Annotated in this window: 18 protein-coding genes and 1 tRNA gene; 11 read left to right on the forward strand and 8 right to left on the reverse strand. The window is 62.0% G+C overall.

All coding sequences use genetic code 11. The annotated features are described in order from the left end of the window. Window positions 1–168: 168 nt before the first annotated feature. A complete protein-coding gene (lldD, locus tag PspCFBP13528_RS25875; RefSeq protein WP_137201791.1) occupies window positions 169–1,305 on the reverse strand; it encodes an FMN-dependent L-lactate dehydrogenase LldD in 1,137 nt (378 codons plus the stop codon). A gap of 100 nt (window positions 1,306–1,405) precedes the next feature. On the opposite strand from lldD, the gene PspCFBP13528_RS25880 reads away from it, so the two are divergent. Together PspCFBP13528_RS25880 and PspCFBP13528_RS25885 are read left to right on the forward strand one after the other, a co-directional pair. Further along, the gene (locus tag PspCFBP13528_RS25880) at window positions 1,406–2,308 is read left to right on the forward strand and encodes a LysR family transcriptional regulator (protein ID WP_065950207.1); all 903 of its coding nucleotides are present in this window, start codon (window positions 1,406–1,408) and stop codon (window positions 2,306–2,308) included. A 54-nt stretch (window positions 2,309–2,362) separates the two neighbouring features. After that, window positions 2,363–2,438, forward strand: a tRNA-Asn gene (locus PspCFBP13528_RS25885). A 336-nt stretch (window positions 2,439–2,774) separates the two neighbouring features. Here the strand turns inward: PspCFBP13528_RS25885 and PspCFBP13528_RS25890 are convergent. Then, window positions 2,775–3,416, reverse strand: coding sequence for a TetR/AcrR family transcriptional regulator (locus PspCFBP13528_RS25890; protein ID WP_137201792.1), 642 nt, complete (start codon window positions 3,414–3,416; stop codon window positions 2,775–2,777). A gap of 121 nt (window positions 3,417–3,537) precedes the next feature. On the opposite strand from PspCFBP13528_RS25890, the gene PspCFBP13528_RS25895 reads away from it, so the two are divergent. Then, a complete protein-coding gene (locus PspCFBP13528_RS25895) occupies window positions 3,538–4,755 on the forward strand; it encodes an MFS transporter (protein WP_137201793.1) in 1,218 nt (405 codons plus the stop codon). 1 nt (window position 4,756) lies between these two features. Here the strand turns inward: PspCFBP13528_RS25895 and PspCFBP13528_RS25900 are convergent, their stop codons facing one another. Beyond that, window positions 4,757–5,197: a hotdog fold domain-containing protein gene (locus tag PspCFBP13528_RS25900; protein ID WP_065950204.1), complete on the reverse strand. Its 441-nt coding sequence runs from the start codon at window positions 5,195–5,197 to the stop codon at window positions 4,757–4,759. A 135-nt stretch (window positions 5,198–5,332) separates the two neighbouring features. Between PspCFBP13528_RS25900 and PspCFBP13528_RS25905 the strand changes: the two genes are divergently transcribed. The 4 genes from PspCFBP13528_RS25905 (at window position 5,333) to PspCFBP13528_RS25920 (ending at window position 8,918) form a co-directional block, all read left to right on the forward strand. Further along, window positions 5,333–5,977, forward strand: coding sequence for a TetR/AcrR family transcriptional regulator (locus PspCFBP13528_RS25905; RefSeq protein ID WP_137201794.1), 645 nt, complete (start codon window positions 5,333–5,335; stop codon window positions 5,975–5,977). Between the two features lie 52 nt (window positions 5,978–6,029). Continuing rightward, on the forward strand, window positions 6,030–7,241 hold the full coding sequence (locus PspCFBP13528_RS25910) for a YeeE/YedE family protein (protein WP_137201795.1): 1,212 nt from the start codon (window positions 6,030–6,032) through the stop codon (window positions 7,239–7,241). A 134-nt stretch (window positions 7,242–7,375) separates the two neighbouring features. After that, entirely contained in the window at window positions 7,376–7,918 is a 543-nt protein-coding gene (locus PspCFBP13528_RS25915; RefSeq protein ID WP_137201796.1) for an isochorismatase family protein, read from the forward strand. Window positions 7,919–7,922: 4 nt separating this feature from the next. Further along, window positions 7,923–8,918, forward strand: a complete 996-nt coding sequence (locus PspCFBP13528_RS25920; protein WP_137201803.1) for a helix-turn-helix domain-containing protein — start codon at window positions 7,923–7,925, stop codon at window positions 8,916–8,918. Here PspCFBP13528_RS25920 and PspCFBP13528_RS25925 read toward each other — a convergent pair. The 5 genes from PspCFBP13528_RS25925 to PspCFBP13528_RS25955 all read right to left on the reverse strand — a co-directional run bounded on the left by PspCFBP13528_RS25925 (window position 8,890) and on the right by PspCFBP13528_RS25955 (window position 14,280). Then, on the reverse strand, window positions 8,890–9,060 hold the full coding sequence (locus PspCFBP13528_RS25925) for a DUF2986 domain-containing protein (protein WP_065950199.1): 171 nt from the start codon (window positions 9,058–9,060) through the stop codon (window positions 8,890–8,892). The two genes, PspCFBP13528_RS25920 and PspCFBP13528_RS25925, sit on opposite strands and share 29 nt — an antisense overlap. 86 nt (window positions 9,061–9,146) lie before the next feature. Then, window positions 9,147–10,175 carry an alpha/beta fold hydrolase gene (locus tag PspCFBP13528_RS25930; RefSeq protein ID WP_137201797.1) on the reverse strand — a complete coding sequence of 343 codons (1,029 nt, stop codon included), beginning with the start codon at window positions 10,173–10,175 and terminating at the stop codon, window positions 9,147–9,149. 118 nt (window positions 10,176–10,293) lie between these two features. Further along, a complete protein-coding gene (locus tag PspCFBP13528_RS25935) occupies window positions 10,294–10,905 on the reverse strand; it encodes a transferase (protein ID WP_137201798.1) in 612 nt (203 codons plus the stop codon). A 668-nt stretch (window positions 10,906–11,573) separates the two neighbouring features. Further along, the gene (gene gudD, locus PspCFBP13528_RS25950; protein ID WP_137201799.1) at window positions 11,574–12,899 is read right to left on the reverse strand and encodes a glucarate dehydratase; all 1,326 of its coding nucleotides are present in this window, start codon (window positions 12,897–12,899) and stop codon (window positions 11,574–11,576) included. A 19-nt stretch (window positions 12,900–12,918) separates the two neighbouring features. Then, on the reverse strand, window positions 12,919–14,280 hold the full coding sequence (locus tag PspCFBP13528_RS25955; RefSeq protein WP_137201800.1) for an MFS transporter: 1,362 nt from the start codon (window positions 14,278–14,280) through the stop codon (window positions 12,919–12,921). A gap of 328 nt (window positions 14,281–14,608) precedes the next feature. On the opposite strand from PspCFBP13528_RS25955, the gene PspCFBP13528_RS25960 reads away from it, so the two are divergent. From PspCFBP13528_RS25960 to PspCFBP13528_RS25975, 4 genes are all read left to right on the forward strand, one after another. Further along, window positions 14,609–15,319, forward strand: coding sequence for a FadR/GntR family transcriptional regulator (locus PspCFBP13528_RS25960; RefSeq protein WP_065950192.1), 711 nt, complete (start codon window positions 14,609–14,611; stop codon window positions 15,317–15,319). 13 nt (window positions 15,320–15,332) lie between these two features. Beyond that, window positions 15,333–16,028, forward strand: a complete 696-nt coding sequence (locus PspCFBP13528_RS25965) for a tRNA (adenine(22)-N(1))-methyltransferase TrmK (RefSeq protein WP_101218637.1) — start codon at window positions 15,333–15,335, stop codon at window positions 16,026–16,028. 261 nt (window positions 16,029–16,289) lie between these two features. Further along, a complete protein-coding gene (locus PspCFBP13528_RS25970) occupies window positions 16,290–18,347 on the forward strand; it encodes a methyl-accepting chemotaxis protein (protein ID WP_137201801.1) in 2,058 nt (685 codons plus the stop codon). 67 nt (window positions 18,348–18,414) lie between these two features. Continuing rightward, window positions 18,415–19,041 carry a glutathione S-transferase gene (locus PspCFBP13528_RS25975; RefSeq protein WP_101218641.1) on the forward strand — a complete coding sequence of 209 codons (627 nt, stop codon included), beginning with the start codon at window positions 18,415–18,417 and terminating at the stop codon, window positions 19,039–19,041. Window positions 19,042–19,395 lie beyond the last annotated feature (354 nt).

The following is a 19,395-nucleotide window of genomic DNA, read 5'->3' on the forward strand; positions in this document are numbered from 1 at the left end:
CACTGCCACACGTCTTGTCATCGCTTGACCTGCTTGAAGGGTGTTAGAGCGAGATTCGTGCCAAATCGTTTTATTTAATAAATAGCGATATGAATCAATTGACTGCCTCGACTCGAAAAACAGTCGACAGCGCGTGGCGTCATTTATCTGGCTGGGGCAGTTGAAGGATTACGTAGCGACCAGCGTGGAACCGTCAATTTGTTCGATCGACGTGACACCGGTCAGCGTCATCGCCACGCGCATTTCCTTGGCAAAGATATCCAGCAGGTTTTCCACACCGTTCTGCCCGTCGGCGGCCAATGCGTACACGCTGGCGCGCCCGAGCAGGCAGGCCTTGGCCCCCAGGGCAAGCATGCGCACCACGTCGAGCCCGGAACGAATGCCGGAATCCACCAGCACGGTGAGGTCATCGCCGACGGCCTCGGCAATGGGCGGCAACGCCTTGGCGGTAGACAACACGCCATCCAGCTGGCGGCCACCATGGTTGGAGACCACGATGCCGTCGGCACCGAAGCTCACGGCATCCTTGGCATCCTGTGGGTCGAGGATGCCCTTGATGATCATCGGCCCCTTCCAGAAGTCGCGAATCCACTCCAGGTCTTTCCAACTGATCGAGGGATCGAAGTTATTGGCCAGCCAGCCTATGTAGTCCTCCAGATGGGTGGGTTTGCCCAGGTACCTGGAAATATTGCCCAGGTCATGGGGACGGCCCATCAACCCCACATCGAACGCCCATTGCGGCTTGGTCATGGCTTGCAGCATCCGCCGTTGCGCCGCATACGGGCCGGACATGCCGGAGTGGGCATCACGATAACGCGCGCCCGGGGTCGGCATATCGACGGTAAACACCAGTGTCGTCACGCCCGCCGCCTGCGCGCGCTCCAGCGCATTACGCATGAAGCCGCGATCCTTGAGCACATACAACTGGAACCATATCGACTGCGGGCTTTGCGAGGCGACTTCTCCAATCGAACACACCGACACCGTCGACAAACAGAAGGGCACCCCCTTGTTCGCTGCAGCCTTGGCTGCTTGCACTTCACCGCGCCGTGCATACATGCCCGTCAAGCCGACCGGGCTGAGGATGACCGGCATGGCCTGCTCCTGGCCGAACAACGAGGTTTTCAGGCTCAGGTTATCGACATTGCGCAAGATGCGCTGGCGCAGGCTTATCTCGGCCAGGTCCGAACTGTTGGCACGCAGCGTGTGCTCGGCGTAGGCGCCGCCATCGATATAGTCGAATAGAAAGCGCGGCAACCTGCGTTTGGCGGCAGCGCGGTAATCGGATGCGGACGAAATGATCATGTAGAGGGGCTCCACTCGGCGAAGCGCTCTACGATAAGCAAAATTCTGGCATGATAAAAACAACTTTTATCGCTGCAATCGAGTCGCAAAAGGAATACTGATGAATCTGCGAACACTGCGGGCGTTTGTCGAAGTGGTGCGTCAGGGCGGTTTTTCCCAGGCGGCTGAAGTGGTGTCCCTGACCCAGTCCACGGTCAGCAAAGCGGTAAAGACGCTGGAGGAGGAACTGGGCACCCCATTGCTTGATCGTCTCGGCCACAGGAACGAACTCACTGCCGCTGGCGAAATTGCCTACCGGCGTGCCTTGGTTATGCTTGCTGAGCGCAACGACCTGATAGCCGAGATCAACGACCTGCGCGGCCTCAAGCGCGGCGTGCTGCGCATCGGCCTGCCGCCGGTGGGTTGCGGCGTATTGTTTGCCGCAATGTTTGCCACCTACCGCACGCGTTACCCCGACATCGACATCGAACTCACCGAGTACGGCAGCAAAAAACTGCGCGAATGCCTGGAAGCGGGGGAGGTCGACCTGGCGGCCCTGCTGCTGCCCGTCGACGAGTGTTTCGACTACCAGCCCGTGCGCAACGAACCGCTGATCGCCGTGCTGCCCATCAACCACCCGCTGGCGCGCCGCGAACGCATCGACTTCATTGACCTGGCGGACTCTGCGTTCATCCTGTTCGAAGCCGGTTTCGCCCTCAACGCGAAAATCCTCGCCGCCTGCGAACGCAAGGGCGTTGTGCCCAAGGTAACGGCACGTAGTGGGCAGATCGATTTTATCGTCGACCTGGTCGCAGCCGGCCTGGGCGTGGCCTTCCTGCCGCGGATGCTGGCGCACAAGCACCAGCATGCTGGCATTGCCCTGATCCCCCTGGACGAACCTCACACCGACTGGCACATCGCCCTGGCTTGGCGTGCCAGTGCCCACCTGCCACCGGCAGCCCGGGCGTGGCTGGAGCTGGCCGGGGAGCAGGCGGTTTCGACCGGTCAGCCTGTTCAGTCGTGACAAATGTCAGAGGAGGCTTGACTTCTTCTTTTTAATCAGTAACATACGGCGCATTCCGCGATAGCTCAGTTGGTAGAGCAAATGACTGTTAATCATTGGGTCCCTGGTTCGAGTCCAGGTCGTGGAGCCAGATAGAGAAAAGCCTGCAGCGATGCAGGCTTTTTTTTGCGTGGGATTTGCCCCGTCAACCAAAGTACACAGCGACGATCATTAATTTGATCCAGTGCAGAGTCATGCGACCCTCACTTACCCCTGCCATCAGTCTCGACGATTGCCTCTTCGAGAGGCCCCAATCGCCATGAAGACACAGCCTGGTATCCAAAAACCAGGGTTTGCGGTGCCCAAGCCTACTGCGACTAGCGCCACGCCTACTGCGAACATGATGCGTTCTCCATAACCGAAATATCCACTGACGGCTGAGCTGAATCAGCATTGCCCTTTATAACCGGATACCCGCTGGGTTTCCCTATGACGCAACGTTGCGATGGGGCGGGACAGTCGCGGCGGCGATATCCCAAGTCTGCATGATCTGGCCGATGGCTGCATCGATAACGGCGTGAGGAACGTTGTCCCGCGCCTGGATCGACAGCCCTTGCAGGAAACTGTCAAACACCGTCGCCATCGACGCGGCGTCAAGGGTGTCCGGCAGGTATCCGCCGCTGATTGCGCGTTCAACGCACGCCACAATCCCGGCCCGCGTGCGTGCCCGTGACTGGGTCAGCGCATCCGCCACGCGGGCGTTCTCGGGGCTCGGCGCGCTCATCACACCGAGTGTCACCATGCAGCCCTTGGGGTGGGCGTTGTCACACTGCATGCGCGCCGACTGGCGCAATGCAGTCTCGATGGCCTGGCGCGGTGGCAGGGTTTCGTCCCAAAGGCACTCGGTGACCTGGGCGTAGGTCGCCAGGTAACGCTGCACGCACTCATCGAACAGCGCTTGCTTGGAACCGAATGCCGCGTAAAAACTCGGTGCGGAGATGCCGCCCCCCAGGCCGTCCTTGAGCTGGGCGAGCGACGTGGCGTCGTAGCCGTGTTGCCAAAACAGGTGCATGGCCTGTTCCACGGCCTGTTCACGGTCGAAGGTACGGGGCCGGCCCATTTTTGCCATAGCGAGAGTCCTCTGAATACCTATATAAATACTAGTCGATACATAAGTCGTTGACAACGACTGTGCTCGCCTGCAACATTTGTATCGATCAGTATTTAAGTTCGCCCAAGGAGTTTCCCTCGTGACCCCCTCACTCAGTTTATCGGCGTCATCCGAACGTCTGCCCATCGGCGCCTTGCTCGCCCTGGCCATGACCGGCTTTATCTGCATCGTCACTGAAACACTGCCCGCCGGGCTGTTGCCGTTGATCAGCAAGGGCCTGGCGATTTCACCGTCGATGGCCGGGCAAATGGTCACCGCCTATGCGCTGGGCTCGGTGTTGGCGGTGATCCCCATGACCATCGCCACCCGTGGCTGGCGCCGACGCAATGTGCTGTTGCTGACCATCGTCGGCTTCCTCCTGTTCAATTCGATTACGGCGCTGTCGTCCCACTATGGCGTCACGCTGGTCGCGCGCTTTTTTGCCGGTGTGGCGACAGGGTTGGCCTGGAGCCTACTGGCCGGTTATGCACGGCGCATGGTCGCGCCCGGGCAACAGGGTAAAGCGCTGGCATTGGCGATGGTGGGGACGCCGATTGCGCTGTCCCTGGGGGTGCCGCTGGGTACCTGGCTCGGCGGGTTGCTGGGCTGGCGGACCACCTTTGGCTTGATGTCGGCGCTGACGCTGGGATTGATCGTGTGGGTACTGGTGAAAGTCCCGGATTACCCGCCGCAGCCCGCGCACCAGCGTCTCTCCCTCGTCAAGGTGTTGACCACCCCCGGAGTACGCCCGGTGCTGGCCGTGGTCATCAGTTGGATGCTTGCCCATAACATTCTGTACACCTACATCGCGCCATTCCTGGCACCGGCCGGGCTGGCGCAGCGGGTGGATCTGGTGCTGCTGGTGTTCGGTATCGCCGCGTTGGCGGGTATCTGGCTGACGGCCAGACTGGTCGAGCCGATGCTGCGCAAGACGGTATTGGTGAGCCTGGCGGCCTTCGCGGCAATCAGTGGCGTGTTCGGTTTTCTAGGCAACCAGCCGCCGGTGATCTACCTCGGGGTGGCGGTCTGGGGGTTGAGTTTCGGCGGTGCCGCCACCTTGCTGCAAACCGCCCTGGCCGATGCCGCAGGTGACGGTGCGGATGTCGCGCTGTCACTGAATGTCGTGGCGTGGAACAGCGCGATTGCCGGCAGCGGGGTGGTGGGGGGCGTACTGCTTGACCGTTGGGGTGTGGCCTCGTTTGCCTGGGTAATGCTGTTGTTGGCGGGCGTGGCGCTGGTGATCGCCTGGTCGGCGCATGCCCATGGCTTCAAGCCGGGACGGCGGTCTGCCGATGGGCCTGCGGCGGTGGGGCACTGAGTTAAGCGAGTTTCACATTCATGGTGATGTGGGCCGTGAACACTTTGACGTCGCCCTCATCAAATACGTCCACCGGCACAACTTTGTCCCCGGCCGTTTGCCAGTCGATGGCACTGCCATCGGCGACCGCGCGGATGTCTGTTTTTGCCTTGGCCAGGTATTGCACGGTCATGCCCTTGGGAATCCAGCGGGCGCCAGGGGGAATGGACGCGTCGGTCATCATCCCGCCGGCCAGTTCGGCGGCGTTGCACAACGCAATCGCGTGCACCGAAGCCAGATGGTTGGTGATTTCCTTGCGAAACGGCACGTTGACCACCGCGTGGTTGGGGCGCAACTCAGCGATCTCGGGCGTGATCGTGCTGAAGTACGGTGCCATTTGGCAGGCCAGGTTGCTGAACGCGGCAGGGCCTACGCTGTTGAACATGCTGAGTGCTTGGCTCATTGGGTGTCCTCATGATGGGTTTTCAGAATAATATTCTGTAACGGAACAATATTCCGTCAATTCGCTGCGTGTCAAGCCAGGCTTTCTCTGCCGCCCGCAGAACCTATAGACTCTGTTCATTTGGCGTCCCTGTGCATGCATTCCATCGACCTTATCGAGCGCACCTTCCCGGGCCGGCGCAGCGACCTCAAACGCACTATCCTGCGCGAGGCGCTGGCGTGTTTTAACGAGGCGGGGATTGAAGCGACGAATATCGAAACCATCCGCGCCCGCTGCGAGACCAGCGTGGGTGCCATCTACCACCACTTCGGCAATAAAGAGGGGTTGGTCGCGGCGCTTTTCTTCGCCGCGCTGGAGGACCAGGCCAGCCTGCGCGAACGTTATTTGCAAACGGCGGATACCGCCCAGGCGGGGGTGACCGCGCTGGTGTACAGCTACGTAGAATGGGTGACTGAACAACCGGACTGGGCGCGTTTCGTATTCCAGAGCCGCTTCGCCGTGTCCAATGGCCCGTTCAGTGACGAGCTGGTTTCACGCAATAAACAACGTAACCAGCAGTTGAAGGATTGGCTGAGTGGGGCAGGGCGCAAGGAGCATTTCAGCCACTTGCCCGCCGAACTGATCCCTTCGCTGATCATTGGCGCGGCAGAAAGCTACTCGCGTGCGTGGTTGTCGGCGAAGGTCAGGAAGAGCCCCTGGGAGTACCGTGAACTGCTGGCTGAGGCCGCGTGGAGCTCAATCAACCCACGCGAGACCCAGGCGGGCAACGTCAGCGCCTGACCGCCATCCCGCCGGGTTTATACTGGCCACCTTCAAACACGTCGAGATTCCCATGAGCACCTCTGTTTCCCTGACGCCGGCACGCAAGCCGGTCGCGCCCTTGGTGGCCTTTATCATCTTGGTGGCAGGCGCCCTGTTCCTGCAAAGCGCAGTGGGCATGCGCCAAGTCTGGTTGCTGATCGTCGGCGCCGCACTGGGCCTGACGCTGTACCACGCCGCCTTCGGTTTCACCTCGGCCTGGCGCGTGTTTATCAAGGATCGGCGCGGCGCCGGGTTGCGCGCGCAGATGGTGATGCTGGCGGTGGCGGTGGTGCTGTTTTTCCCGGCGCTGGGCGCGGGGACCCTGTTCGGCCAGCCGGTGGTCGGGCTGTTGGCGCCGGCCGGAGTGTCGGTGGTCTTCGGCGCGTTTATCTTCGGCATCGGCATGCAGCTGGGCGGCGGTTGCGCGTCGGGCACCCTGTTCACCGTAGGCGGCGGCAATGCGCGCATGCTGGTGACCCTGTTGTTCTTTATCTGCGGTTCGTTGATTGCCACCCATCACGTCGACTGGTGGTTTGCCTTGCCGTCGTTCCCGCCGGTTTCAATCGTCAAAAGTTTCGGTGTACTGCCGGCGTTGCTCCTGAGCCTGGCGGTGTTCGCATTCATTGCGTGGGTGACTGTGCGTCTGGAGAAGGGACGTCATGGCGGGCTTGAGGCTGGCGTGACCAGTGAACACCGGGGGTCGCGTCGCTTCCTGCGTGGGCCTTGGCCGTTGGTGTGGGGGGCGATAGGCCTGGCCTTGCTCAACTATGCCACGCTGGCGCTGGCCGGGCGGCCGTGGGGCATTACTTCAGCGTTTGCGCTGTGGGGCGCCAAGGTGGCGAGTGGGCTGGGTGTAGACGTAGCCAGTTGGGCGTTCTGGCAGATGCCGGCCAACGCCAAGGCCCTGGCCGCACCGGTTTGGGAAGACATCACCAGCGTCATGGACATCGGCATCGTGCTTGGCGCGTTGTTGGCCGCGGGCCTCGCCGGGCGATTTGCGCCGAGCTTGAAGATACCGGCGCGTTCGTTGATCGCGGCGGTCATTGGTGGCCTGTTGCTCGGTTATGGTTCGCGCCTGGCGTATGGCTGCAACATCGGCGCCTACTTCAGCGGCATCGCCTCGGGTAGCCTGCACGGCTGGCTGTGGCTGGTGGCTGCGTTTATCGGCAATAGCGTGGGCGTGCGGCTGCGACCGTTGTTCTTCGCTGGCGAACGGCCTCAAGTGGCCTTGAGTGGTTGCTGAACGAGCGGCTCAAGGTTTGCCTGGAATGTCCGAATCGGTCCTTAGCCAGTCCGCCTTGCGCCTGTTGCGAACCTGTTGAGGGCTTTACCATGGTTTGCAGTATCGGCCCCTAATCCAAGCCTAAAGGACCTACCATGAGCCGCAAAGCCCTGATCGTAATCGACGCCCAGCATTCATTTCGGCATGCACCCTACTGGTCCGAAAACGACCTGCCAACTTACCTGGAAAACCAGCAGGCCCTGATCGATGGCTGCGTTCAACAAGGTATCCCGGTGGTGCAGGTGTTTCATGTGGAGGACCAAGACCACTTTTCGCTGGCATCGGGTAACGTCAGGGTATTGAGCGAGCTTTCAATCGATCCGCAGTTGGTCATCCATAAGTACTACCACAGCGCCTTCGCCGGTACGCCGCTGGCCGCGCGTCTCATCGAGATGGGCGTCAACAGATTGATCATCAGTGGTATTCGGACCGAACAGTGCTGCGAGACCACTACGCGACAGGCCTCGGACAGCGGGTTCAGCGTCGATTTCGTCAGTGAGGCCACGCTGACGTTCCCGATGACCCACGCCCGCAGCGGCCGCGTGTACACCCCGGCAGAGATTCGCGAGCGTACGGAGCTGGTGCTGGAGGGTCGGTTTGCGCGCATCGTCACCGTCGCCCAGGCATTGGCGGGGTGACTCGATGAGCGTGCCGGTGCTGTTCGTGTTGTTGCCCAATGTGCTGATGCTGGATCTGGCCGGGCCTGCCGAAGTGCTGCGCCTGGCCGCGCAGATGGATGATCCGGCGGCGGTGGATTTCGCGCTGCAATACGTCAGCCCGGTGTCGTCCCTGCACACCTCCATCGGCTTGCCGTTAACGGGCCTGGCACCTTTGCCGGCCAGCTTGGCGCCCGGCACCCTGGTGGTGTTGGTGGGCTCGAGCATGAAGGTAGACAAGGCCGGCCAGCGCGCCTTCGAATCCGCCAGCGACAGCCTGGTGCAGTGGCTGCAAACGGTGTTTGCGCCCTCTGCCGAGCATTTGATTTGCGTGTGCGCCGGCGCGCTGACGGCCGCCCGCGCCGGGCTGCTTGACGGACGCCAGTGCACCACGCACCACGCGTTGTGCGCTACCCTCCAGGCCCTGGCACCCAAGGCCCGGGTCCTGGAAAACCGGCTGTACGTCACCGATGGGCCGGTCAGTTGCAGCGCCGGGATCACCGCCGGTATCGATATGATGCTGCACCTGGTCGCCGAGCGCGCCGGGCCCCGTCTGGCCTGCGCCGTCGCGCGGGATATGGTGGTGTACCTGCGCCGCAGCGGCACTGACCCGCAGCTATCGCCGTGGATCACCGGACGCAATCACCTGCACCCGGCTGTCCATCGCGTACAGGACGCCATTGCCGCCGCGCCCTGTGACGCCTGGACCGTCACCCGCATGGCGAACCTGGCCTGCACCGGCAGCCGCCACCTGGCGCGCCTGTTCCACGAGCATGTCGGCATCAGCCCGCTGGATTACCTGCACCGTCTGCGCCTGGCCGTGGCCCGCGAGTTGCTGGTGGCGTCGAGCCTGGACATCGAAACCGTCGCCGAGCGCGCAGGCTTTGGTTCGGCGCGCCATCTGCGGCGTATCTGGGGCAAATATGAAGCGGGTACGCCTTCGGCGATGCGTCTTATTGAGCAGGCGTCTCGGGAGGCGTAACGGACTCTAGGTCACCCTCGGCCGCAAGCTTCAAACGGTCCGCCTTGCTGATGTATTTATCTTTGCTTTTCGGCGCGAGCTTGGCGTTGGCCTTCTTGGCTTTGGCCTTGAAAAGCTGCTGGAGTTTTTTCTGGCGGTTCATGTGCGTTGGCCTGGCAGGTAAAGGCGCGAATGATACCAGCTAAAAAACCGTGGATTGGAAGGTTTACCTGGCGAGGATGCCACCGATCAAGGTGCCAGGAACGCGCTGATCAGCGTGATCACCTGTTGCTGAATCTGCGCCCTGGACCTTCCTGCCTCGCCGTCTCGGCAAATCATGCTGTCACCGGGTACATCCTCGTCGAGTATCGCCGCCGCGCCGGGTTTGCACTGCGCCATAAAGCTGAAGTGGCTCGCATCGCCGATCTCCACGTATTGCGTGGATGCTTTCGGCAGCCGTCTGGCCAAGTCGGCAGACTCCAGCCCCACAGCCATGTCCTCCGAAGGTACGCCTCCAGCAATCACCAGCGCCGGCACGGGCAGCGCGGCCAGGCTGGCATCGGTCATGCCCCGCGACAGGCCCAGGTCCAAAGACACCACGGCGGCGACGCGCTTGTCGCTCAAGTCAGCGGCCAGTTGGGCTTTGCCATCTGCCGCTCCGGTGGGGTTCATCTGCGCGTAGCCGATGCAACCGCCCAGCTTGGGATGTGCCAGGCAGTCCTGGGCGAACAGATCAGCGTCGAAACGCGCACCGGCGATTTCCAGCACCGTCCAGCCACCGAGAGAATGGCCCACTGCCGCAATCCGGTGTTGCGCGACCGCGCCAAATTGCTGCGGTCGCGCAAGCACTGCATCGATGGCGCGGCTCAGGTCTTTGGGGCGTTGCCATAACTGCGCCGCTGCGTCTGCACTACGGTCCTTGCTGGTGGTGCCTGGGTGATTCACCGCCGCCACAATATAACCCCGCTGTGCCAGCGCACTCGCCAGCCACACCTGGTTGCCCCAATTGCCGCCATAGCCGTGGGAGAGCACCACCAACGGATATTCACCACCGGCCGGCGGCGCATCGGGCACTGCCAGAGCGCCGAAGAACACCGCGTCGTCTCGGATCAACTGGGGAGCGGCCCGGACTGCCGTGGGGTACCAGACGACCATTTCCAGCGCGCGCTGGTTGCGTGCGTCGGGCAGGTTGGTGGTTTTGAAACCGATGGGGTTGTCGTTGGCGAATGCGGGAGTGGCCAGGCCAATCAGGAGCAAGGCGGCGAGGGTGGTTTTCACTGTTTTTTATCGTCCTTGAAGTGAGAGGCGCAGCATGATCTGAAACAGGCCGTTTGGGTAGCGCGCAAGTGGCGTGATCCCTGTTCCGCGCCCACATGGTAGATCGTGCTGGCGCTGCTTAGTCGTAGGCGAACTGATCAATCAACCCCAAACGCGGAATACGGCTGTTGGACTGCAACAGTGCGCCGGGAGCTATAACGGCGTTTGCGCCAATTTTGCAGCCATCGCCCACCAGGGCGCCGAATTTGTTCACCCCCGTCTCAATGACCTGATCGGCATAGCGGATCCTGATATCCGCCCCATCCAGTTCGTTGCGATAGTTGGCGATGATCGCTCCGGCCTCGATATTGACGCCTTCGCCGATCACCGAATCGCCGACGAAGTTGAAATGCGCCAGCTTGCTTGCCCCAAGCATGAAGCTGCTTTTCAGTTCGCAGCTTGGGCCCACGATGCACTGTTTGCCCAGATAAACGCCGCCACGCAGGTAGGCGCCTGCGGCGACGAACGAGCCTTCGCCAATGATGATCGGCCCTTTCAGCACGGCGCCTTCTTCGACGGTGGCGCTTTCATGGATGGCGCAGTTTCCGTGACGGCGGTAGCCTGCGCCGAGGCGTGAAAGCAACGCCAGGACGTGGTTTTCGCAGTCCTGAGTCACCTGCCAGGCGGCGATAGGGCCCAGGTCAAGCGAGTGCCATTGCGCAATGAATGTGCTGATCTCAGGGAGCTTCATGGAGAATTTTTCCAGTGAGTGAGAGGGCGGTAGGCGCCGCGCGGCGGGCTCAGGCCATATCTTATAATGGTCGGCCCCGGATTTGGCCAAGGGCGCGCAAGCCGCGATGTGGGAGGGGGCTTGCCCCCGATGGCAGCCTCAGGGCCGACCAGGATGTTGGATCAGACTGAGTACCTATCCATTATTCAGGTAACGGCCACTTAGGGTTCCGCCCTGACGGCGGCTTACTTTGGAAAAGCGCAACAGTAAGCAAAACGCTCTTGCCCCACCACTCGGCACCTCGCTCATGCTCGGTGTGCCCTCACTCCGGCTTGAATCCGTGGGCCGCCGCCACGCGCCATCCATGGCGCGGGGCGGCTAACCCGGCGTCCTGCCGGGTTACCCACGGATGCAAGCCTGCGTTCGGCCAGCGTGGTTTAACGGGGCGCCTGAGATCAAAAGCAGATCAAGATCAAGAGCGACTCGCTGCGCATCGTGGTTAGCGGGTTAGCGTTGGGCGCTACTACGTTGTTCGATCGTTCCCACGCTCTGCGTAGGAATGCCGCCCTGGACGCTATGCGTCCGCTGTTGAGGTCGTGACGCAGAGCGTCACAGGCTGCATTACCACGCGGAGCGTGGGAACGATCGATGAGCATGAACGACCACGCTCGCTCCTGCGTAAAGCCGTCTCACCGCACCAGGCAAGGCTGTTTGTTGTTAAAACGCCAACCCGGAATCAGGAACTGCATCGCCACGCTGTCATCCCGCGCGCCCAACCCCATGCCTTTGTACAGTTCGTGGGCCTTGGCCACGGCGTCCATGTCGATATCCACCCCCAGGCCAGGCCTGGCCGGGACCTTCACGTAGCCGCCTTCAATTTTCAGCGGCTCCCGGGTCAGGCGTTGGCCGTCCTGCCAGATCCAGTGGGTGTCGATGGCGGTGATCTCGCCCGGCGCGGCCGCCGCCACCTGGGTGAACATGGCCAGGGATATATCGAAGTGGTTGTTGGAGTGCGAGCCCCAGGTCAGGCCCCATTCATGGCACATTTGCGCCACGCGCACCGAGCCTTGCATGGTCCAGAAGTGCGGGTCGGCGAGGGGAATGTCCACCGATTGCAACTGGATCGCATGGCCCATTTCGCGCCAGTCGGTGGCGATCATGTTGGTGGCGGTTTTAAGGCCGGTGGCGCGGCGGAATTCGGCCATGACTTCGCGGCCCGAATAGCCGTTTTCCGCGCCGCAGGGGTCTTCGGCGTAGGCGAGAACATGATGCTGGTCGCGGCACAGGCGGATGGCTTCCTTGAGTGACCAGGCGCCGTTCGGGTCGAGGGTGATGCGCGCCTCCGGGAAGCGCTCGGCCAGGGCGGTGACCGCTTCGATTTCGGCATCGCCACTCAATACGCCGCCCTTGAGCTTGAAGTCGTTGAAACCGTATCGGGCCTTGGCGGCTTCGGCCAGGCGTACCACCGCGTCGGCAGTCAGGGCTTTCTCATGGCGCAGGCGCAACCAGTCGTCGTCGGATTCTGCCTCGTTGCGGTAGGCCAGGTCCGTGGCGGTGCGGTCACCGACGTAGAACAGATAGCCGAGCATCTTCACCGCATCGCGTTGCTGGCCCTCGCCGAGCAGAGCGGCCACCGGCACCTCGAGGAACTGACCGAGCAAATCCAGGAGCGCCGCCTCCATCGCGGTAACGGCGTGAATGGTGATCCGCAGGTCAAAGGTTTGCAGCCCGCGGCCGGCCGCGTCCCGAGAGGCAAAGGTGCTGCGCATCTGGTTGAGGATGCGTTGGTACTGACCGATCGGCTGGCCGATCACCAGGCTGCGCGCGTCCTCCAGGGTTTCCCGGATGCGCTCGCCGCCGGGCACTTCACCCACGCCAGTGTTGCCGCTGCTGTCCTTGATGATCACGATATTGCGCGTGAAGTAAGGGCCGTGGGCGCCGCTTAAGTTCAGCAGCATGCTGTCGTGACCGGCGACCGGGATGACGTGCAAGTGAGTGATGACGGGAGTATTCATGGCAAGGTCCTTAATACGCTCAAAGAGGTTTGCTGATGGCGTTGGCGGTGGGCGCAATGCTGGGCGACGTCAGCCCGGCGCAAGGTGAGGTCCTGGCGAAAAACACCAGGATGGCCGCGAGCACCGAGGTGCCGGCCAGGCCGTAGAGCCCGCCCTGGATCGAGCCGGTGGTTTGCTCCAGAAAGCCAAAGGTGGTCGGCGCGACAAAGCCGCCCAGGTTGCCGATGGAATTGATCAATGCGATCACTGCAGCGGCGATGCGCACGTCCAGGTAGCCCTGGGGGATCGGCCAGAACAACGAAGACGCGGATTTGAAACCGATGGCCGCAAAGCAGATCGCCACGAACGCGAAGATCGGCCCGCCCGTGGTGGACATGAACATCCCGGCCGCTGCGATCAACAAGGCTGCCGCGACCCAGGCCTGCTGGAACTTGAACTTGCCTGACAGCGCTGCGAAGGCGTACATGGCGATGATCGAGATCAACCAGGGAATCGAGTTGAAGAAGCCGACTTGTATATCACTCAGGTCGCCCATCTTCTTGATGATGCTCGGCAACCAGAACGTCGCTGCATAAATCGTCAGTTGGATGCAGAAATACAACACGCAGAACAGCAGGATCTGACGATCCTTGAGCAGCTTGCCGAGGGTCGGTTTGACCGTGGTCAGGGTTTCGCGGTCACGCTGTTCCTGATCGATGGCCTCAACCAGCGCGTCCTGTTCTTCGCGGCTCAGCCACTTGGCGTCATGAGGTTTGGAGTCCAGCCAGAACCACACAAAGAAGCCCAGCGCCACCGAGGCCAGGCCTTCAATGGCGAACATCCATTGCCAGCCGTGCAAGCCGAAACCTTCGATCTGTAACAGCGCACCCGACAGCGGGCCCGAGATCAATGACGCCACCGCAGAACCGCTGAGGAAGATCGCGATGGCCTTGCCGCGCTCAACCCCAGGCAACCAGCGCGTGAAGTAGTAGATCACCCCGGGAAAGAAGCCCGCTTCAGCCACACCCAGCAAAAAACGCAGGATGTAGAAGTGGGTTTCGTTCTGGATGAACGCCATCAGCGTGGCGACGATGCCCCAGGTGAACATGATGCGGGTCAGCCAGATGCGCGCGCCGACCTTTTGCAGCAGCATGTTGGACGGTACTTCAAAGATCGCGTAGCCGATGAAGAACAGGCCGGCGCCGAAGCCATAGGCCGCCGCGCCGATGCCCAGGTCGTGCTCCATGTGCGTACGCACGAAGCCGATATTGACCCGGTCGATGTAGTTGAGGATGAACATGACCACGAACAGTGGGAGCACATGGCCCTTCACTTTGCTCACGGCGCGGGTGAGCACCGAATCGGTTTCTGGTGCAGCGGATGCACGACTGGAATGGTTCACGATGGAAAACGCCCCCTGATTTGTTTTTATGCGGGTTGTGGGTTTTGTTAACAGACATCATACAAGTTGTTTTTTATAAATCGCAATGCGGTGCAGTGTGTATTTCTTCTCATAAGCGCGCTTATGGGGTGATGATTTTGGTTATTTGCCAGCGTTATAAGGGCTTGCGTGTCAGCGAAGTCCTGTCTGGTTCGCAGGAGGGGGAGAGCGTAATGCCGGTCTATCAGATTGGTTGTCATACAAGTTGGTCGCCTCGTCAATCAACTCGGCGCCGTCCGTCTGCAGGATGTTAAGCTCCCCTCAGCCCAACCCCGTGGACCCGTTAGCGATGCCCATTGAGAACGCACCCCCTGTGCGCAGACGCTCCACCAACCTGGCCCAAGGCGTGGTCGACGCGCTGACCCAGCGCATTCTGCTCGGCCAGCTCAAGCCGGGCGAAAAACTGCCGTCCGAATCCACCATCGTGCTTGAGCATGGCGTGAGCCGCACGGTGGTACGCGAAGCCCTCTCCAAGCTGCAGGCGTCGGGGTTGGTGGAGACGCGCCACGGCATCGGCACGTTCGTGCTGGAGCAACACGCCCGGCAGGGCCTGCGCCTGCACGTCGACACTGTCGCCAGCGTGCGCAACATGCTGGAACTGCGCCTGGGTCTGGAAGTGCAGGCGGTGGCGTTGGCCGCGTTGCGCCGTACCGACGCGCAACTGGCCCACATGCGCCAGGCGCTGGACGACTATCAGGCTTCCCTGGCCAACAACGACAGTTGTGTGGAAGAGGACAAGCGCTTTCACCAACTCATCGCCGAGGCTACCGGCAACACGTTTTTCAGTGAAATCATGCAGCACCTGGGCAGCGCAATGATCCCTCGCACCCAGGTCAAGGCTGACGAACGCGGCGGGGCGGATTTTGCCAGGCTGGGTCAACTGGCGAGCCTGGAGCATGAGGCGATCTTCAATGCGCTCAAGCGTCAGGACCCGGATGCCGCGCGGGCGGCAATGGTGCTGCATTTGACCAATAGCCGGGATCGATTCTCCGGCGAATGAAAAGGAACCCGCGTTGAACCCACACACATTGTCCATGCGCCTGGAGCGCGTGGCGGCGCACGTACCGGCCGGCGCGCGCCTGGCCGATATCGGCTCGGACCATGGTTACTTGCCGGTGGCGCTGATGCGTCGTGGCGTAATTGCCAGCGCGGTGGCAGGGGAGGCCGCGACCACGCCTTTTCATGCGGCCCGGCGCACCGTGCGCGACAACGGCCTTGAAGCGCACATCAGCGTGCGCCTGGCCGACGGTCTGGCGGCCATCGAGCCGGGCGACGCCATCACGGCCCTCAGTCTGTGCGGCATGGGCGGCGAGACCATTCGTGACATTCTCGACAGCGGCAAGGCGCAGTTGAATGGCCAGGAGCGGCTGATCCTGCAACCCAATGGTGGCGAGTATCCGTTGCGCCACTGGTTGATGCACAACGGCTACCGAATCGTGCGCGAAGAGCTGCTGCACGAGCATCGCTTCTACTACGAAATCATCGTCGCCGAACGCACCGGGCCTGTGTCCTACACCGAAAAACAGCTGTATTTCGGGCCGCTGCATTTGCTGGAGCGCAGTCCGGCGTTCGTGGCGAAGTGGCAGCGCTTGTTGCACCAGAAACAAAAGACCCTGGCCAGTTTCGAGAAAGCCAGGCAGTCGGTGCCGGAAGAAAAAATCCATGGGATCGCCCGGCATATTCAGTGGATCACTCAACTGTTGACCTGAAGACCGCCCGGGATCGTCAACGCTCGACCGTTCTCGCATCGGGCCGTGTCCCTGGCGGTTACAGGCGCGTGCCCGGTAATGAGTGCTTTCGCCCCATTTTCGCGCACCGATCAAAGGTTTCTTAGCGCCATGGCACGTGTCGTCACGCTTGTATCCCACGGCCCAGATCTTGCTTGAGCCAGAATAATCAATGACATGGCATTTTGCCGTTAGTCATTCCCGGCTGTGAAGTATGGGGTTGTTCAGGGGAGTTTGTAGGGCATGCAAAGATTTTTATCACCCGGTATCCGTCTGCTCGGGCGGTTCGGTTTCGCGCGTAAGTTCCAGGTGCTGTTCTTACTGTTCATGCTGCCGCTCGCCGGCAGCCTGTGGATGATCGGCCAGGACTACCACGACAAACTCGCGGTGATTTCCAGCGAACAGTCCGGCGTGCACCAACTGTTGGCGCTGGACTCGCTCGATGTGCAACTGAGCGCCCAGCGCAACTTGGCCGCCCGCTGGAAAGCCCTGGATATTCTGCATACCCCGACCCCTGCCGCTCAGGCCGCAATGGCCAGGTTGGATGCAGGCAGTCCGCTGATTCAGCAAGGCCTGCAAACCCTGGGGGACGCACTCAAAACCCATCACGCCAGCGCCGCTACCCAGGCGCGCTTCGACGCGCTGCAGGCCGCGGTCAAGGGCATGGACACTCCGGCCCTGCGCACCGTCGGCTGGTGGCCGGATGGCTATGACCGTTTCACCGCCGCGCTGACCGCGATGCAGTCGCTGCGCGAACAGATTACCCTGGACACCGGCCTGATCCTCGATCCCTGGCTGGAAACCTATCTGCTGATGCAGATTTCCAGCCAGCACGCACCGGACCTGATCGAGCGTATCGGCCGCACGGCCAGCGTCGGCCAATCCTCGATTGCCTCGGGCCAGTTCACCCTGCAAAGCCGCTTGCAGATGCGTGACCTGCGCGGCCGCATCGGCGATGCGCGGGACCAACTGGTCAAGGCCGCCACCGCGCTGAAGGCCAAGCAATACCCCGGCCTTGAGCCCTGGACCGAACAATACGACGCCAGCCTGCAACGCCTGGACAGCGAACTCAAAACCCTGGACGACGGCGTGTTCGGCGGCACCATCAAGCTCGACAGTGCTGCGTTCGATCAAAGTGTCGACGCCATGCTCTCGGCGCTGGGCGCGCTGCGCAGCCAATCGCTGCATTCGCTCGATGCACGCTTGAGTTATTACCGTGAGCGATCGTTGCAGCACTTCATTCCCGTGGCGGCAACGTTCAGCCTGCTGGCGCTGGCGGCGCTGTACCTGTTCATCTGCCTGCAAGCCTCGATCCGTCGCAGCGCCAGTGGCATCACCACGCTCGCCGAGTCCCTGCGTGACGGTAACCTGCGCGTCGAAGTGGCGGTGCAGGGGCGCGACGAACTCGCTGCCATCAGCACGGCGCTCAACGTTGCCGTGGTGCAACTGCGCACCAGCCTGCTCGGGGTCAATCATGAAACCGAGCAATTGGGCGCCACCGTGCTTACCCTCAGCGCGCAATCGGGCAGTACCCTCACCGACGTCGAAGACCAGCGGCACCAGATCAGCCAGATCGCTGCGGCCGCCACCCAACTGGCTGCCACCTCCCTGGGCGTTGCCAAAAGCTGCGAGCAGGCTGCCGACAGCGCCCGGCACACCCGCCGTATCGCCGAAGACAGCAGCCGCGACAGCCAGCGCACCACGGCCAGTATCCAGCAACTCAACCAGCGCCTGTCCGACACCGCCAATGCCTTGGAACAGGTCAGCCAACAAGGCCAGCAGATTCAATCGGTGGTCGATACCATTCGTGGCATTGCCGAACAGACCAATCTGCTGGCCCTTAACGCCGCCATCGAAGCCGCCCGCGCCGGCGAGCAAGGCCGCGGGTTTGCAGTGGTCGCCGATGAGGTGCGCAGCCTGTCGCAACGCACCCAGGCGTCCACTGCGCAGATCGCCGGCACGGTGGACAGCCTGCGCGCCACGGTCAGCCAGGCCGTCAGCCTGATGGGCGCCGCGTGCGAGCAGGCGCTCACCGATGCCGAATCCGTCACCGGCCTGGGCACGCGCCTGGGGGAAATTGCCGGTGCCGTGCAGCACGTCACCGACACCTTGGCGCACATCGCCGCCGCCGTGGAGGAGCAGGCTGCGACGGCGGACGAAGTGAGCGGCAATATCCAGCAGGTCGACCAGGCTGCCGGACGTCTGCTCGACGGCGCGCGGGCGGTCAATCAGGCTGCCGACAGCCTGAGCCAGGGCAGCCGGGCGTTGAGCGACAACACGGCGCGGTTTCGACTGGGATGAAGCGAATTCAGGGCACTCCATCGCCGTCGTGTAGTCTTCTCCTTAACCCCAACGGAGCTGTGCCCCTATGATTACCGTTCACCACCTCAACAACTCCCGCTCCCAGCGCATCCTCTGGATTCTGGAAGAACTGGGCCTGCCTTACCAAATCAAGCGCTACCAACGCGACCCGAAAACCAACCTCGCGCCAGCCGAGCTCAAGGCGATTCATCCCTTGGGCAAATCGCCGGTGATCGAGGACGGGCCCCGCGTACTGATCGAATCGGCTGCCATTATCGACTACCTGATCCGCCGCCACGGCCAGGGCCGACTGCAACCCGATCCGGCCAGCGCCACCTACGACAACTACGTGCAATGGCTGCATTTTGCCGAAGGCTCGGCCATGCTGCCGCTGATGCTCAACCTCTACGTCGGGCGCCTGGGTGAAGCTGGCGCACCGCTGCACCCGCGCATTGAATCGGAGCTGGCCAATTACCTCGGCTACCTCAATGAGGTACTCGGGCAAACGCCGTACCTGGTGGGTGACGAACTGTCCGGCGCGGACATCCAGATGAGCTTTATCGGCGAAATCGCCAAGGCCCAGGGCAAGTTGCAGGCGTATCCGAACCTTGCGGCGTGGGTGGACAAGCTCCAGCAGCGACCGGCTTATCGCAAGGCGGTAGAGCAGGGCGGCGAGTACGCGTTTGCTAAATGAACGTGCGTGAATGAACTGTTGAAGACTGGATGCAGATTCAGTGTGGGAGGGGGCTTGCTGCCGATGGCGGCCTCCCAGCCGACAGCTACCCAACTGACACGCCTCGGTTCAATGTGGGAGGGGGCTTGCCCCCGATGGCGGCCTCCCAGCCGACAGCTACCCAACTGACACGCCTCGGTTGAATGTGGGAGGGGGCTTGCCCCCGATGGCGGCCTCTGGGCCGACCAGGATGTTGGGTTGGACCGAGTACATATCCGCTCCTGCGGTAACGGCGGCTGGCGGTTCCGCTTTTACAGCGGGTCACTTTTGGAAAAGAGCCCCAAAAGTAACCAAAAAGGCTCTTGCCCCACCACT

Source organism: Pseudomonas sp. CFBP13528, assembly GCF_005233615.1.
Lineage (GTDB): Bacteria > Pseudomonadota > Gammaproteobacteria > Pseudomonadales > Pseudomonadaceae > Aquipseudomonas > Aquipseudomonas fluorescens_AM.

Coding starts and splice junctions, on each gene's coding strand:
- PspCFBP13528_RS25925 (WP_065950199.1), bottom strand. CDS start 9,060: ATGAACCGCCAGAAAAAACTCCAGCAGCTTTTCAAGGCCAAAGCCAAG.
- gudD (WP_137201799.1), bottom strand. CDS start 12,899: ATGAATACTCCCGTCATCACTCACTTGCACGTCATCCCGGTCGCCGGT.
- PspCFBP13528_RS25915 (WP_137201796.1), top strand. CDS start 7,376: ATGAGCCGCAAAGCCCTGATCGTAATCGACGCCCAGCATTCATTTCGG.
- PspCFBP13528_RS25900 (WP_065950204.1), bottom strand. CDS start 5,197: ATGAGCCAAGCACTCAGCATGTTCAACAGCGTAGGCCCTGCCGCGTTC.
- PspCFBP13528_RS25920 (WP_137201803.1), top strand. CDS start 7,923: ATGAGCGTGCCGGTGCTGTTCGTGTTGTTGCCCAATGTGCTGATGCTG.
- PspCFBP13528_RS25975 (WP_101218641.1), top strand. CDS start 18,415: ATGATTACCGTTCACCACCTCAACAACTCCCGCTCCCAGCGCATCCTC.
- PspCFBP13528_RS25935 (WP_137201798.1), bottom strand. CDS start 10,905: ATGAAGCTCCCTGAGATCAGCACATTCATTGCGCAATGGCACTCGCTT.
- PspCFBP13528_RS25910 (WP_137201795.1), top strand. CDS start 6,030: ATGAGCACCTCTGTTTCCCTGACGCCGGCACGCAAGCCGGTCGCGCCC.
- PspCFBP13528_RS25970 (WP_137201801.1), top strand. CDS start 16,290: ATGCAAAGATTTTTATCACCCGGTATCCGTCTGCTCGGGCGGTTCGGT.
- PspCFBP13528_RS25890 (WP_137201792.1), bottom strand. CDS start 3,416: ATGGCAAAAATGGGCCGGCCCCGTACCTTCGACCGTGAACAGGCCGTG.
- PspCFBP13528_RS25880 (WP_065950207.1), top strand. CDS start 1,406: ATGAATCTGCGAACACTGCGGGCGTTTGTCGAAGTGGTGCGTCAGGGC.
- PspCFBP13528_RS25960 (WP_065950192.1), top strand. CDS start 14,609: ATGCCCATTGAGAACGCACCCCCTGTGCGCAGACGCTCCACCAACCTG.
- lldD (WP_137201791.1), bottom strand. CDS start 1,305: ATGATCATTTCGTCCGCATCCGATTACCGCGCTGCCGCCAAACGCAGG.
- PspCFBP13528_RS25905 (WP_137201794.1), top strand. CDS start 5,333: ATGCATTCCATCGACCTTATCGAGCGCACCTTCCCGGGCCGGCGCAGC.